At 65.9% G+C, this 14289-nt stretch carries 13 protein-coding genes; 9 read left to right on the plus strand and 4 right to left on the minus strand.

All coding sequences use genetic code 11. The features are described from left to right. Positions 1-515: 515 nt before the first annotated feature. Positions 516-2783 carry a chromosomal replication initiator protein DnaA gene (gene dnaA / locus QH196_RS26790; protein ID WP_280418612.1) on the minus strand — a complete coding sequence of 756 codons (2268 nt, stop codon included), beginning with the start codon at positions 2781-2783 and terminating at the stop codon, positions 516-518. A 567-nt stretch (positions 2784-3350) separates the two neighbouring features. On the opposite strand from dnaA, the gene rpmH reads away from it, so the two are divergent. The 9 genes from rpmH to QH196_RS26835 all read left to right on the plus strand — a co-directional run bounded on the left by rpmH (position 3351) and on the right by QH196_RS26835 (position 11359). Further along, positions 3351-3494, plus strand: a complete 144-nt coding sequence (gene rpmH / locus QH196_RS26795) for a 50S ribosomal protein L34 (RefSeq protein WP_084492389.1) — start codon at positions 3351-3353, stop codon at positions 3492-3494. A gap of 105 nt (positions 3495-3599) precedes the next feature. Further along, on the plus strand, positions 3600-3995 hold the full coding sequence (gene rnpA, locus QH196_RS26800; RefSeq protein WP_280418613.1) for a ribonuclease P protein component: 396 nt from the start codon (positions 3600-3602) through the stop codon (positions 3993-3995). Beyond that, on the plus strand, positions 3992-4339 hold the full coding sequence (gene yidD, locus QH196_RS26805; RefSeq protein WP_280418614.1) for a membrane protein insertion efficiency factor YidD: 348 nt from the start codon (positions 3992-3994) through the stop codon (positions 4337-4339). The genes rnpA and yidD overlap by 4 nt, the downstream gene beginning before the upstream one ends. 4 nt (positions 4340-4343) lie before the next feature. After that, positions 4344-5438 carry a membrane protein insertase YidC gene (gene yidC, locus QH196_RS26810; RefSeq protein WP_280418622.1) on the plus strand — a complete coding sequence of 365 codons (1095 nt, stop codon included), beginning with the start codon at positions 4344-4346 and terminating at the stop codon, positions 5436-5438. 80 nt (positions 5439-5518) lie between these two features. After that, positions 5519-6070 carry a protein jag gene (locus QH196_RS26815; protein ID WP_280418615.1) on the plus strand — a complete coding sequence of 184 codons (552 nt, stop codon included), beginning with the start codon at positions 5519-5521 and terminating at the stop codon, positions 6068-6070. A 182-nt stretch (positions 6071-6252) separates the two neighbouring features. Further along, positions 6253-7002: a 16S rRNA (guanine(527)-N(7))-methyltransferase RsmG gene (gene rsmG, locus QH196_RS26820; RefSeq protein WP_432279564.1), complete on the plus strand. Its 750-nt coding sequence runs from the start codon at positions 6253-6255 to the stop codon at positions 7000-7002. 1342 nt (positions 7003-8344) lie between these two features. Then, entirely contained in the window at positions 8345-9352 is a 1008-nt protein-coding gene (locus tag QH196_RS26825; protein WP_432278237.1) for a ParA family protein, read from the plus strand. 47 nt (positions 9353-9399) lie between these two features. Next, entirely contained in the window at positions 9400-10416 is a 1017-nt protein-coding gene (locus QH196_RS26830; protein ID WP_280418616.1) for a ParB/RepB/Spo0J family partition protein, read from the plus strand. A gap of 217 nt (positions 10417-10633) precedes the next feature. After that, positions 10634-11359: a GNAT family N-acetyltransferase gene (locus tag QH196_RS26835; RefSeq protein ID WP_280418617.1), complete on the plus strand. Its 726-nt coding sequence runs from the start codon at positions 10634-10636 to the stop codon at positions 11357-11359. A gap of 21 nt (positions 11360-11380) precedes the next feature. On the opposite strand, the gene QH196_RS26840 is transcribed toward QH196_RS26835, so the two are convergent. The 3 genes from QH196_RS26840 to trxB form a co-directional block, all read right to left on the minus strand. After that, positions 11381-12580, minus strand: a complete 1200-nt coding sequence (locus QH196_RS26840) for an N-acetylmuramoyl-L-alanine amidase (RefSeq protein ID WP_280418618.1) — start codon at positions 12578-12580, stop codon at positions 11381-11383. A gap of 175 nt (positions 12581-12755) precedes the next feature. Then, positions 12756-13088, minus strand: a complete 333-nt coding sequence (gene trxA / locus QH196_RS26845; RefSeq protein ID WP_033243761.1) for a thioredoxin — start codon at positions 13086-13088, stop codon at positions 12756-12758. Positions 13089-13182: 94 nt separating this feature from the next. Then, on the minus strand, positions 13183-14172 hold the full coding sequence (trxB, locus tag QH196_RS26850; RefSeq protein WP_280418619.1) for a thioredoxin-disulfide reductase: 990 nt from the start codon (positions 14170-14172) through the stop codon (positions 13183-13185). Positions 14173-14289 lie beyond the last annotated feature (117 nt).

The following is a 14289-nucleotide window of genomic DNA, read 5'->3' on the forward strand; positions in this document are numbered from 1 at the left end:
AGCCACTTGCGGCAGCAGAACTTCCACCGCCGCCTCCCACGGCGGTCGGCAACCGAGGGCGGGGATGGGTATGCGGCTCGGCCAGAGCCACATACCGGATGCTCACCGAGGTCGCCGCCGGGGGGATCGCGCGCCCCGGAGGAAGGCTCCGGTGGCGCAGTCCCGGGCCGAGTCGGCCGATGTCTGGGGCGTCGCCTCGACATGCCGCTCATTTCCGCCTGCAGAGGGCTGGACTCAGTTCTTGGCTACACCGACCGGCGACCACGCCACTTCCATCCGCAATGCCGCGGAACAGCACCGGCGGGCACAGGCTCGGGTTCGTCGATGCTCACCGGGCGGGCCGGTGGTTCGGCGCCACGATGGCGACGATGCCGGTCGTCCTGGCCTATGGGAAAGCGTTGTGGTTTCGGGGCCCGGCGAACCGGGCGGTAGCGCCACAGCGCATTCGGACAGGTGTGATCTGTCGGGTACCTGTGTGCGGGCGGATGGACTCGCTTACCGCCCCGGCCGGAGAATCAGCGGGAGCGCTGTTTGATACGGGCGGTGAGTTCCTGAACCTGGTCGTAGACCCGGCGCCGCTCCGACATCTCCTTGCGGACCTTCTTCTCCGCGTACATGACCGTTGTATGGTCACGGCCGAACGCCTGACCGATCTTCGGCAGCGAGAGATCGGTGAGTTCCCGGCACAGATACATGGCGATCTGGCGGGCCTGAGCCAGCGGACGAGCCTTACCCGGCCCGGTCAGCTCCTCCATCGACGTATTGAAGTACTCGGCGGTGACGCCCATGATCGTCGACGCGGTGATCTCGACGTCCTGCGATTCGGGCATCAGGTCGCGCAGCACCACCTCGGCCACCGACTGATCCAGCGGCTGGCCGTTCAACGACGCGAACGCGGTGACCCGGATCAACGCGCCCTCGAGTTCGCGGATATTGCGCTCCACCCGGCTGGCGATCAACTCCAGCACATCGTGCGGTACATCCAGGCGATCCATCCGCGCCTTCTTGCGCAGGATCGCGATCCGGGTTTCCAGCTCCGGTGGCTGCACATCGGTGATCAGCCCCCATTCGAACCGGGTCCGCAGCCGCTCCTCCAGGGTGGCCAGCTGCTTCGGCGGCCGATCCGAGGACACCACGATCTGCTTGTTCGCGTTGTGCAGCGTGTTGAAGGTATGGAAGAACTCCTCCTGTATACCTTCCTTGCCCTCGATGAACTGGATATCGTCGACCAGCAGGATGTCGGTTTCGCGGTAGCGGCGTTTGAACGCCACCTTCCGGTCGTCACGGAGACTGTTGATGAAGTCGTTGGTGAATTCCTCGGTGGAGACGTACTTGACCCGCATCCCCGGGAACAACCGCTGTGCGTAGTGGCCGGCGGCATGCAGCAGGTGGGTCTTACCCAAGCCGGAGGCACCCCAGACGAACAACGGGTTGTAGGCGCGGGCGGGCGCCTCGGCGATGGCAACCGCCGCGGCGTGGGCGAAGCGGTTCGACGCACCGATGACGAAGGTTTCGAAGGTGTACTTGGCGTTCAGGCTCGCCGACGGTTTGGCCGTATCACCGGAATCGGAGCTCTTGGCGAAGAAGGTCGGCCAGGAATCCCGGACGTTGACCACAGTCTCGTCGTCGCGGTGGCTGTCCGGTGCCGGATCGATACCCGAATCGCGGACGCTTTCGCGCAGACTGTCCCGGTCGGGGTCGCGCAGCGGATCCCGCGGCGCGGTATCGGCAGCCGGAATATCGGGTGCGAAAAGTGTTTCCTGGGCCGGGCGGGCGGTCCGGCGTGGCGGCAGGTTCGGGTCGAGATCGGCGACCGGCTCCCGGGCCACAACGCCCGGTTCGCGGCCGTTGCCCACCGTTTCGCCGAGGTCGGTGCGGCCGGGCGGGTAGCTGTCGGGATAGTCGGCGCGCGGATACTCGCGGTCCCGGTCGTACTCCGGTTCCCGGGTGTACTCGGCCGCCGGTGGATAGTCGCGGGGATAGGCCCGGGGCGTGGCATAGGTTTCCACGGTCGGCGGGTCGGTCTCATGTGATTCGGCGCGCGCGAAGTCGTTGTCGTGCGTGCGGAACTCGGTGCCCGGAACGGATTCCGCGCCGTGCGGCAACTCGGGCAGGGTCGAGCGCCGCACCGGATCGGCGCCGGCCGGTTCCGTGCCGCGCGGGCGGGCGGGGTTACGGGGCAGTTCGCCGGTCAACGGTAATTCGGCTTCGTGTGAGAAATCCGCGGCCTGCAGGCGTGGCTCGTCGGGCTGCCTCGGCCCACCCGGGAAATCGGGACCGTGACCGCGCACGAGCCCGCGCGCGGGATAAGTGCCGGCCTCGGGATCCCGGATCGGTTCGGGCCGCCACGGAGGTTCGGTCGCCGCGGGGGTGAAACCGGTGGGCGCCCGCCCCGGCCCGTTACCGCCGAACGTCTCCGGCCGGGGGTTGACGGGCTCGGGGCGGCTGGTCATCCGGGCATGCCGCGGCGGCCCGGGTTCGGATCCGGCGGTGGGTAACGGTGCGGCGATCCGAACGCCGAGACCCTCCACCTGGGGACCGAGCCGGCGGCCCAGCGAGCGCAGGATGGGTTCACGCAGATCGCGCTCGATGGCTTCCTGGGCGATCGAGGACGGAACCGAGAGCAGGGCGAAACCCTGGACCACCATCAGCGGTTTCACCAATTTGAGCCAGGCCTGCTGGGCTCGGGTCACCGCGCCGATGGCACCGTCGGGCGAACCGGTGGTCAACTCGGTGACCACCTCCGGCCACACGGTGGCCAGTACGTTCTGCTCGTCGTCCATCCAGTGTCCTCCCCGGGAGTCGGTTGCTCGGCGCAGACGTCCGGGGCTCGCGGTGCGTCTACTGTACTGGTTCGTTCCAGTGACACCGCATACGTCGCTCACCGGAGCTGCCGCATCCGACGGATACGGCGCCCGGGGCGCGGCCCGGAACCCCCTCTTCCGGCTGCGGCGTGGCACCGTCGGCCCTACGAATATGCCATTCACAGGGTATTTCCACACAATTATCCACAGATGTGGACAATCTCCCGGGACCGCCGTTGCGGTCGCGCGCTGCGCCGGACCGGGTGCGGGTGCTCGACCTGCGGCCCGTCTCCGGGCACAGGGCCCGAGGGTGACTATCGCCACCGCCGACGGTCGCCGGTCGGATGGTCGCGCGCGCCGGCGATCGCCCCCTGGGGGGTGAGTTTGACCCGGTAGAACTGGATAAGTACCCTCGTACAGTCACCCTCGGCGTGGTGACCGTCCTGTGCTGACCACCTTCCAGGGCGGTGACGCCGAACCGACATCGAGAGAATTCCGAAAGCTTCGGGCGCCGTCGGGTGCCCACCAATTCGAGGAGTGTTGACCGTGGCCAAGGGCAAGCGGACGTTCCAGCCGAACAACCGTCGTCGGGCGCGGGTCCACGGTTTCCGTCTCCGGATGCGGACCCGTGCGGGCCGCGCCATCGTCTCCGGGCGGCGCCGTAAGGGCCGCGCCAGCCTCACCGCCTGATTTCCGACCGAGCTCGGTGCCCGATGGCCGGTCCGCCGAATCCCGTGGCCTACGCCGCCGGTAACGCTGCCGGTCCGGCGGCTTCGATGATGTCCGGGTGCCCGGGTGCTTCCTGAGCCGCATCGGCTGCATCAGCGTGCCGATTTCTCCCGGACGGTACGGCGCGGTCGGCGCGCGGGAAAGCGTGACCTGGTCGTCCATGTTCTGGTGGACCACCCGGATCCGGGAGATTCCGGCGTCCGGGTCCGGTTCGGTGGCCCGCGATTCGGGCTGATCGTCAGCAAGGCGGTGGGTCCCGCGGTTGTCCGGCACCGCGTGGCCCGCCGCCTGCGTCATATCTGTGCCGAACTGACCGCGGATATCTCCGCCGAGGTGGATATCGTGATTCGCGCTCTCCCCGGCGCCGCCGGCGCCGACAGCGATGAGCTACGCCGCCAGCTGCGTAGCGGATTACGCAGGCTCGACCTCCCGGCGGCGGCCGATGCGGGCACCCCGCTATGAGCGCCCGTACCTCACCGATGGCCGCCGTCGCCCGATGGCCGGCAAATATTCTGATCTTCTCGATCGAGCTGTACCGGACCTACGTCTCCCCCACCCGGATGCCGGTCTGCCGGTTCACCCCCACCTGTAGCGAGTACGCGGTGACCGCCCTGCGCACCCGTGGACTCATTGTCGGCGTCGGACTGACGGTCGTGCGATTGGCCAAATGCGCGCCCTGGCACCCTGGTGGATGGGATCCCGTGCCGGAGCGGCAGCGCAGTGTCGGCCACGACGACCCGCGGACCGAAGCTTGTAAGCGATCACCGCACGCGGTGATCGGTGACACTACCGACGGGAGTGCATAGAGCCGTGCTCGATTTCATCTACTACCCGGTGTCCTGGATCCTCTGGTTCTGGCATCGGGTATTCGGCTTCGCGTTCGGGGCCGATAACGGCCTGTCCTGGGCGCTGTCCGTGGTTTTCCTCGTCTTCACGCTGCGTCTGGTGCTCTACAAGCCGTTCGTGAGGCAGGTCCGTACCACCAAACAGATGCAGGAACTGCAGCCGCAGATCAAGGAGCTGCAGAAGAAGTACAAGAACGACCGCCAGAAGATGGCGCTGGAGATGCAGAAGCTCCAGAAGGACCACGGCTTCAACCCGCTCATGGGCTGCCTGCCGATCCTGGCTCAGGTGCCGGTCTTCCTCGGTCTGTTCCACGTATTGCGTTCGTTCAACCGCACCGGCACCGGGTTCGGCCAGCTCGGTATGGATCCGTACACCAACGCACATACGCCGAACTACGTCTTCAATGTCGACGATGTCCAGTCGTTCCTGAGCGCCCGTATCTTCGGTGCACCGATCTCCGCGTTCATCACCGCACCGTATGAAGAGTTGCAGGCTTTCGCCGATTACGGCGGTACCCCGAGCCGGGTCAGTATCGCCGCGGTCGCGATCCCGCTCATGGTGATCGCCGCGGTCGCGACTCATTTCAACGCACGCGCGTCGGTCGCCCGGCAGAGCGCCGAGGCGGCGGCCAACCCGCAGGCCGCCATCATGAACAAGCTGGCGCTGTGGGTTTTCCCGTTCGGTGTCCTGATCGGTGGTCCGTTCCTGCCTATCGCCGTCCTGCTGTACTGGGTGTCCAACAACATCTGGACCTACGGCCAGCAGCATCTCGTCTTCGGCCGGATGGCCAAGGAAGAAGAGGCCAAGAAGCAGGCGAAAATGGAGAAGCAGGCGCAGAACGCCCCCAAGCCCGGCGCGAAGCCTGTCGACACCCGGAAGAAGCAGCCGGCCAAACCGGCAGAAGGTTCTGTGGATGCGGCCGCCGACGGTACGGCCGAGGCGAACGGTTCGAGTCCTGCCAAGACGAACGCCAAACCCAAACAGTCGGGCCAGCGCCGCCCGGGTGGTCAGAAGCGGTCCGGCAACCGGGGCCGCGCCAACCAGAAGCGGCGTCGCTGACCCTTCCCCGCAGCCCCCTTGTGATCGGGACATGCGGCCGACGGGTGGTCGGTGTCCCGGCGAGCAGATAAAGGAAACATATGACACTCGAGACCGAAGGTGGCGACACCACCGCCAGCGCATCCTCGACCGTGGTCGAGCCGGACGCCGTGGATTCCGCGGGCGACGCCGAGGAAGCGCTCATCGAAGAGGGCGAGATCGCGGGCGACTATCTCGAACAACTTCTCGATGTGCTCGACTTCGACGGTGATATCGACCTCGACGTCGAAGGTGATCGCGCGGTGGTCAGTATCGATGGCGGTAAGGATCTGTCGAAACTGGTCGGGCACAGCGGTGAGGTACTCGACGCGCTCCAGGAACTGACCCGGCTCGCCGTGCAACAGGCGACCGGCGTGCGTAGCCGGTTGATGCTCGATGTGGCGGGCTGGCGAGCGAAGCGGCGCGCGGACCTGAGCGCACTGGGCGCGGCGGCCGCGCAGCGTGTCCTGGACACCGGCTCGCCGGAGCAGCTCGCCCCGATGACTCCGTTCGAACGCAAGATCGTGCACGACGCGGTCGCCGCGATCGACGGGGTCGCCAGCGAGAGCGAGGGCGTGGAGCCGAACCGGCGCGTTGTCGTCATACCGGACTGAGTCCCCCGCACCGGCCGAGTAGCCGAAAGAGCGGCGGATACGAAGGGCCCGAGTCGCAGGCACTCGGGCCCTTCGTGTGTCCAGGTCCGGCTGGTCGAGAACGGTCCGGTGGTAGGGGGCTACGGTGAGAGAACGAAGTGGGTCTATCCGCTCGAGCTCGTCGATCACGATCGAACAGAAGGGTGTTTCACGTGGAACCAGAACCCGGCGATTCGGCGGCCGTGGTGTCGCAGTCGCTGCCGCCGGCGGAAGCGGAATCCGTCTTCGGCGAGCGCGTGGGATCGGCGTGTGACTACTGGACCGCTCTCGCCACCGCCGGCGTGGAGCGCGGACTGATCGGCCCGCGAGAAGTGCCCCGCCTCTGGGAACGGCATATCCTCAACTGCGCGGTCGTCGGCGAGCTGATCGGCGAGGGAGCCTCGGTGGTCGATATCGGTAGCGGTGCGGGGTTGCCCGGAATCCCACTGGCCCTCGCTCGGCCGGACCTTCGGATCACCCTCGTGGAGCCGCTACTGCGCCGAACGGTTTTCCTCAAGGAATTCATCGACGCGGCGGGACTCGATATCACTGTGGTGCGGGGTCGCGCGGAGCAGCCCGGGGTGATCCAAGAAGCGGGCGGAGCCGATGTCGTGACCTCCCGAGCCGTCGCGCCGTTGGCGAAGCTGGCGGAGTGGTCGGTCCCGCTACTGCATGAGCACGGACATATGCTCGCGCTCAAGGGATCGAGTGTCGCCGAAGAGCTGGAACGCGATCGCGCGGCAGTGGAACGAGTGGGGGCCGGTAACTTCGCCGTGCTGGAATGCGGTGCCGGGATCATCGATCCCCCCACAGTCGTTCTCTCCGCCGAACGCCTGCGGCGTTCGGAGCGGCCCTCCAAGCGGCCGAAGAGACGCACCCGAGCGCAGCAGCGGTTCGAAACCGATCAACTCTGATCCTGTCCCCGTTCTCCCCCGCTCCCCCACTGCGGCGTCGATGTTTCCCGTGAAACATCGGCGCGGTTTGCCGCGCACCGCGCGGTCTCGGGATCTTCCTTCCGGCGCTGAGGTCCGGCCGGCTGTTCCGGTATAGGGATCGGGATGCCCGCCGGGATCAACGCACTGAGTGCCGGGTTAGTGGGAAATGGCGCCGCCGGGAGTTGCGCCGCAAGGACGGCGCGGGCGGTCCGATGAAGTGACCCGACCTTGCGTCCCGAGGTTCCAATGGGGCCGTGGATGCATGGCGGGGGTACGCCGTACGCCCGGGCCTCTGTGCGCGGAGTGAATGACGCTATCGCGATGCGCCCGGTCGGCCGGTGTTCCCAGGCGGCCCGGCCGTTGGCCGAGTATGCGCCGCCCGCTTGCGAACGACTCGCACCAGCGCATCCGCGGCAGGTGGTCGCGGCCATTCGATGCGTCGAGTCGGGGATGAATCGCCGCGGGTGTTCCCCCGGCGAAAGCTGATGTTTCACGGGAAACATCGGGAATTCCGAGAGCGAACCGGTCCGCCACGACTGTGTTGGAGATGCGTGGAGCCGACGTCGACCAGAGGGGTATGCGCCGAGCAGGCTTCGTCACCGTGACGAAGGGCGCGTGGTCGTTCGGTCGAATCGTGGACACAGTTCTGCGCCGGTACGCGTCAGGTAGGCGGCCCCCACATCGGGGTTCGGTGTCGTAACTGCCTCGGACACGCGGGCATTTCGTGCCGGACGTAATGAAAGGCGAAGCCTGCTCGGAATCTCTTCGGTTGCCAGACAGCAGCAAACAGGCTGATGGGTGGTGACTCGGTGTCCGGGGGGTCGCTGACACTGCTGGCGCGATTCGGTCGAGGGTGGCTCCGGGAAGAACGGGAACGTCGGCGTGGGATGAGTACCGGCGCCGTGGAACGCTCGATGTTTCACGGGAAACATCGCCCCTATGGTACCGGCGAGGCGCCGAACGTGCTTCCGGGCGATGAATTCGGAACAGTTCCGCGTGTCGCGGGCGCGTCGCAGCGATTCAGCTTTCTTCTCGGGCCCGCTGCTGGCAAGCTATTGGACGTCGGGCGTGAGCGTCGGTGCCACGGAGGAATCTCGGTGTTGCAGCGGTGCAGCTCCGTTCGACCGACCGGCGGCTCGGTGTCCGCGTCGGAGGAGGTAGCTTCGCGTGACCACGCAGTGCAGCGAAGTCACCCGTCCCACACGGATGTCGCAGTCGTGGTCGTGGATCGTCGTTCGGTCCAGCACGGCTTGTTTCGACGACACGGCGCCGGCGTCTGTCAGGCCACGTGATCTTGCAGTTCTCGCGTTAGGAGCGGTCTATGTCGAACGGTTCAGCGAATGTTTCACGGGAAACATCGCGCGTGCCGGGAATGCTGGATGGCAGCAATATCGGCCCCGAGGCATTCGGAAGCACACCGTATGGCCATATCTCCCCCACCGAGACGCCGATCGCTGCCGAGGCGCACCGGGCGAGCCAGTTAATGCATCCAGGAAAGGTGACAGTGCCGAAACCTCATGAGCAACGCATCATCACTGTAGCCAACCAGAAAGGCGGAGTCGGCAAGACTACGACAACGGTCAATCTGGCCGCAGCCCTGGCACATCAGGGGATGAAGGTGCTCGTGATCGATCTCGATCCGCAGGGTAACGCCAGCACCGCGCTCGGCGTCGAGCATCATTCCGGTATTCCGTCGACCTACGAACTGTTGATCGGCGAGATCAAGGTCCAGGACGCGATCCAGCAGAGCCCGCACAGCGATAATCTGCTGTGCATCCCGGCAACGATCGATCTCGCCGGCGCCGAGATCGAGCTGGTCTCGATGGTGGCTCGGGAGGCGCGACTCAAAGGCGCTATCCAGGAAGCAAATATCGCCGGGTACGACATCGATTTCGTGCTGATCGACTGCCCGCCCTCGCTGGGTCTGCTCACGATCAACGCCATGGTCGCGGCCAAGGAAGTGCTGATCCCGATCCAATGCGAGTACTACGCCCTGGAGGGCGTGGGCCAGTTGATCCGGAATATCGGCTTGGTCCAATCGCATCTGAACCCCGAACTCCATGTATCGACCGTTGTTCTCACGATGTATGACGGCCGGACCAAACTGGCCGATCAGGTGGCCGAAGAGGTGCGCAGCCATTTCGGGGACGTTGTGCTGCGGTCCGTGATTCCGCGCAGCGTCAAGGTCTCCGAGGCGCCCGGATACGGTATGACAGTTCTCGATTACGACCCGGGGTCCCGCGGCGCCCTGAGCTATCTGGATGCCGGGCGGGAAATGGCCGCGCGTGGCGCGGCGCGGCAGGCGGCGCTCACGGAAGGCGCTCAGTGAACGGATCGGGCACGGCTGTGGATGCGGGTAATGGAAAGGGTAGGCCGGTGAGTCAGTCGAAAAAGGGTGGGCTGGGACGCGGTCTCGCGGCATTGATTCCGACCGGCCCGGCTCCGGTGGCGACCGGGCTGGGCGCCGAGGCCGCTGATGCGGTGATCGGTCTGGACCCGGGGCCGCGCCCCGCCTCCACCTACCTGCACCAGGTTCCCGAACCCGTGGAGAGCGCCGATCTGACCTCCGCCGGGGATGCGGTGTACCGGGAAATCGCGCCCGGAAAGATCGAGCCCAATCCGAAGCAGCCCCGGCAGTATTTCGACGATGAGGCGCTCGCCGAACTGGTCCACTCGATTCGCGAGTTCGGTTTGATGCAGCCGATCGTGGTCCGGGAGCTGGAGCCGGGTGGCGACCGCTATCAGCTGATCATGGGTGAGCGACGCTGGCGGGCCTGCCAGGAGGCGGGGCTGGAGGTTATCCCCGCCATCGTCCGGGAGACCAACGATGACGCCATGCTGCGCGATGCACTGCTGGAGAATATCCATCGCGTGCAGCTCAACCCGCTCGAGGAGGCGGCTGCGTATCAGCAGTTGCTGGAGGAATTCGGGGTTACCCAGGAGGAGTTGGCGTCACGACTAGGGCGCTCGCGGCCCGTCGTCACCAATATGATCCGGCTGCTGAAGCTACCGATCCCGGTGCAGCGCCGGGTCGCGGCCGGGGTGCTGTCCGCCGGTCATGCGCGGGCACTGCTCGGTCTGGAGGGCGGTGCCGACACTCAGGAGGTGCTGGCCGCCCGGATCGTCGCCGAGGGGCTGTCGGTGCGGTCCACCGAAGAAGCGGTGAAGCTGGCGAACCGGGAACAGGAACCGGCCAAACCGCCCGCGCCACGTCGGCCGCCCATCCACTCCCCCGGTTTGCAGGATGTCGCCGACCGGCTGTCGTCATCTTTCGATACGCAGGTCTCGGTGAGTCTCGGGAAGCGGAAGGGCAAGATTGTTGTCGAGTTCGGGTCGGTGGACGATCTGGAGCGGATCGTCGGAATGATGCTGCAAACTTCGCTGAACAATTGAAATTTCGGCTTGTTGTCCGCATAACCTCTGCCTCGGCCAGGAAACGTCACTGTGACGGCAAATGGATCGAGGGGCCGATGCGCCGAGGCAGTCCTTGACCGAAGACTTAGTGACGCGGAATGAGGCAGGTTCGCTTGATCGCATATTCTTGCTGGCGAGAAACCATTGATGCGGCGTGAGCATAGACGAATCGGATAGCTGGAGGCTGAGCAGAGCGGTGTCGACCAGCGTCACAGGATTAACCCTGGAAAGCATCAGTCGGCTGCCGGCGCATGCCCGTCGGTGTGTGTTCTGGGAAATCGACCCGGCGGTCGCCGCGGACTCCAGTGGTTTCAGCGATCCGGTATTCGAGAAGGAAGCCTGGATCTCGACCGTGATGCTCGAATGGGGTTCCTGTGGGCAGCTCGCGACGATCGATGACAAGACTGTCGGCTGTGCACTCTATGCGCCACCCCGGGTAGTGCCGCGGGCCGGCCTCTTCCCCACCTCCCCGGTGAGCCCCGACGCCATCTTGCTGACCACTCTCGGCACCGAGTACCCCGACCTGGACGGCGATATCGCCTACCGGATGGTGCAGGGGGTCGTCACCGATCTGGTCCGCCGTGGCGTGCGCGCGCTGGAAGCGTTCGGTATCCGCGGAGCGCACGCAAGCACCGCTCTCTCCGACCGTCCGACCGGGACAATGCGCCTCATGGAACGAATCGGTGTTCCGGGGCGTGGAGCCCGGCGTTCGGTCATGGAGTGCAGCCCGGAGAACTGCATGATCGACGCCGACTTCCTGCAGGAGGTCGGGTTCGAGGTGGTGCAACCACATCACCGTTTCCCCCGGTTACGGCTGGAACTCGATACCGATCACGGCTGGAAAGAGGACGTCGAACGAGCCCTCGACCAGCTGCTGGCCGCCGCGTCGATGACCGTGCCGACCCGGATCCTCACTCTCTGAGGCCGATGGCCGGGGAATTCGCTAACCGCTGTCGGCGGCGGCGAGTTCCTCGGCCAGAAGCTCGGCGAAAGTGTATGTGCCGGTGGGCTGATCGTCCTGACCCAGCAGGTAGAGCCGCTTCACCGAGATCAGGATCGCTTCCGCGATGACATCGCGCATCCGCGGATCGGCCAGCACCGACGCATCGTACTGGTTGGTGACATAACCGAGATCCACCTGCACCGTCGGCATCTTGGTGAGGCGCAGCAGATCCCAGGTACGCGGATGGGTCCGGCAATCCTGCAGTGAGGTCCGGGCCACCACTTCACGTTGGATGAATCCGGCGAGCACCTGGCCGATCATGGATACCGACCCGTGTGAATTGCCGAAATAGAACCCGGCCACACCGTTGGCCATAGGGCTGGAATTGGATGCGCACCGCAGGGAGATCATCAGATCCGCGTCGAAAGCATTGGAGGTTTCGGCGCGTTCCGCATCGGTGGGGTTGCTCCCCCACGGACGGGACAGGAACGTTTCCATCCCGGTGGCGGCCATCCGGCCCTCCAGCCGGCTGGCCAGATCCCACAGGATCTCCTGTTCGTACACCTCGCCGAACTCGGTGGGAACGCCACGGCCACGATCGGGCCCACCCAGACCCGGATCGATGACGATACGTTTACCGGTGAGCTGCGGGCCGGCGCGATGCACCACTTCTTCCTCGGCGATCCGATGCGGATTACCGCCGGTGACCCGGGCGCCGAGCAGTTCGAGCGAACGCAGCGTGTCCGGACCACAGATACCGTCGGCGGCCAGCCCGATTTCGCGTTGGAACGAGGTCAGGCCCTCGTGGGTGTGCGGGCCGAAGAAACCGTCCACCCGGTGCACATAGAAACCGAGGTCCTGCAGCCGGCGCTGCAGCGTCGCCACATCGTCGCCGTACAGCGGTGCCGAGAGCTGGTAGATGAGGGTGCGGGCACCCAGACGATAGGACGCTTCCTTCAGCGCACGATACGTCGCGGGACCGATCTCACCGTCGACCAGGAGTCCGCGGTGCTGCTGGAAGGCACGCACCGCGGAATCGAGCTGATAATCGAAGGTGGCTTCGGTGTCTTTCCAGTACTCGTCCGAACCATTGCCATTGGTCTGCGCGCCGTTGTGCGCGTGCAGGAACCCCAGACTCGCCAGGGTGCTCCGAACCTCTGCTACGGCTGGACCGGTGTCGCCGTGACGAAGTCGGTGCATGCGTGAGGGCCCTTCCTTCCGTCAATCCCGGGTACCCACTCATGCGATGGCGTACACCCTCGCACGACGGAGCGTGGTCGATTCTGTCAGACCCGGACCGGGATTCGACAATCTTGGTCAGGGCATACTACGGCGCGTCGCCGCGTGACGGCCGCCGGATGGCCTATTCGAGACGTCAGATGACGTCTTCGATTTCCCGCAGGAGTGCGGCCTTCCCCTTGGCTCCGACGATCTGCTTCACCGGCTTGCCACCGGCAAACAGGATCATAGTCGGCACGCTCATGACCTGGTAATCGCGGGCGGTATCGGGGTTCGCATCGATATCGAGTTTGGCGACAGTGAGCTTGTCGGCGTGCGAGCCCGCGATCTCCTCCAGCACCGGAGCGACCATCTTGCACGGTCCGCACCAGGTGGCCCAGAAATCGACCAGCACCGGCTTCTCGCTCTGCAGGACAGCATCGGCGAACGAGGTATCGGTGACGGTGACCGTGTTGGTGGTCTCGGACATGGCTGTTCTCCTTGGTTCTCCGGACGCCCGTGCGCCCGGGGCTGGGGCGGGCAACCGAGCCCCGCGGCTCAGTTGCCCGGTGAGCCCTGCGGACTCAATCGGCTGCGGAAACGGCGACGGGCTGGTCGGCGTGCGGCAGCGTATTGCTGGTGATATCGCCCTTTTCGGCCAGCCAGCGTTCGGCGTCGATGGCGGCGCGGCAGCCGGTGCCGGCTGCGGTGATGGCCTGCATATAGGTGTGGTCCACGAGGTCACCCGCGGCGTAGACGCCGGCGACCGAGGTCGCGGTGCCTGGATCACGCACCAGGACATAGCCTTCCGCGTTCAGATCCACCTGGCCGCGGACGAGTTCGCTGCGCGGGTCGTGACCGATGGCGACGAACAGACCGGTGACCGGCAGCTCCGAAGTTTCTCCGGTGCGGGTATCGCGCAGGGTCAACGAGGTGACGCTGGTCTCACCGTGCACATGGACCACTTCCGCATTGGTGCGGAACCGGATCTTCTCGTTGTTCTTGGCGCGTTCGAGCATGATGCGCGACGCACGGAATTCGTCACGCCGGTGGACGACGGTGACGCTGGAGGCGAACTTGGTGAGGAACAGCGCCTCTTCCATCGCCGAATCGCCACCGCCGACCACCACGATGTCCTGGCCCTTGAAGAAGAAGCCGTCGCAGGTGGCGCAGGCGCTGACACCGCGACCGAGCAGTTCCTGCTCACCGGGGACATTCAGATAGCGGGCGGCCGACCCCATGGCCAGGATCACCGCATGTGCCTCGTAGACATCGTCACCGACGGTGACCTTCTTCACCGCACCGCTCAGATCGATGGCGTCCACGTCTTCGGTGCGGATATCCGCACCGAAGCGTTTGGCCTGCTCACGCATCTGTTCCATCAGATCAGGGCCCATGATTCCGTCGCGGAAACCCGGGAAATTCTCGACCTCGGTGGTAGTCATCAGGGCGCCGCCGAACTGGGTGCCCTCGAACACCAGCGGCTCGAGTTCGGCGCGGGCGGCGTACACGGCGGCGGTGTAACCGGCCGGCCCCGAGCCGACGATGATCAGGTCGCGAACTGGCGTGCTCATGGGACCCTTCCGGAGAATCTGATGGGGACGTTTCGGTCAACAACAGGGTAGACGGGCTTTGTTCCCGGCGGGGGGGGGGGGGGCGGGGGGCCGCCGCCGCCCCGGCGGGGGGGGGGG

Origin of the sequence: Nocardia carnea (assembly GCF_029868325.1) — a bacterium.
Taxonomy (GTDB): Bacteria; Actinomycetota; Actinomycetes; order Mycobacteriales; family Mycobacteriaceae; genus Nocardia; species Nocardia carnea_C.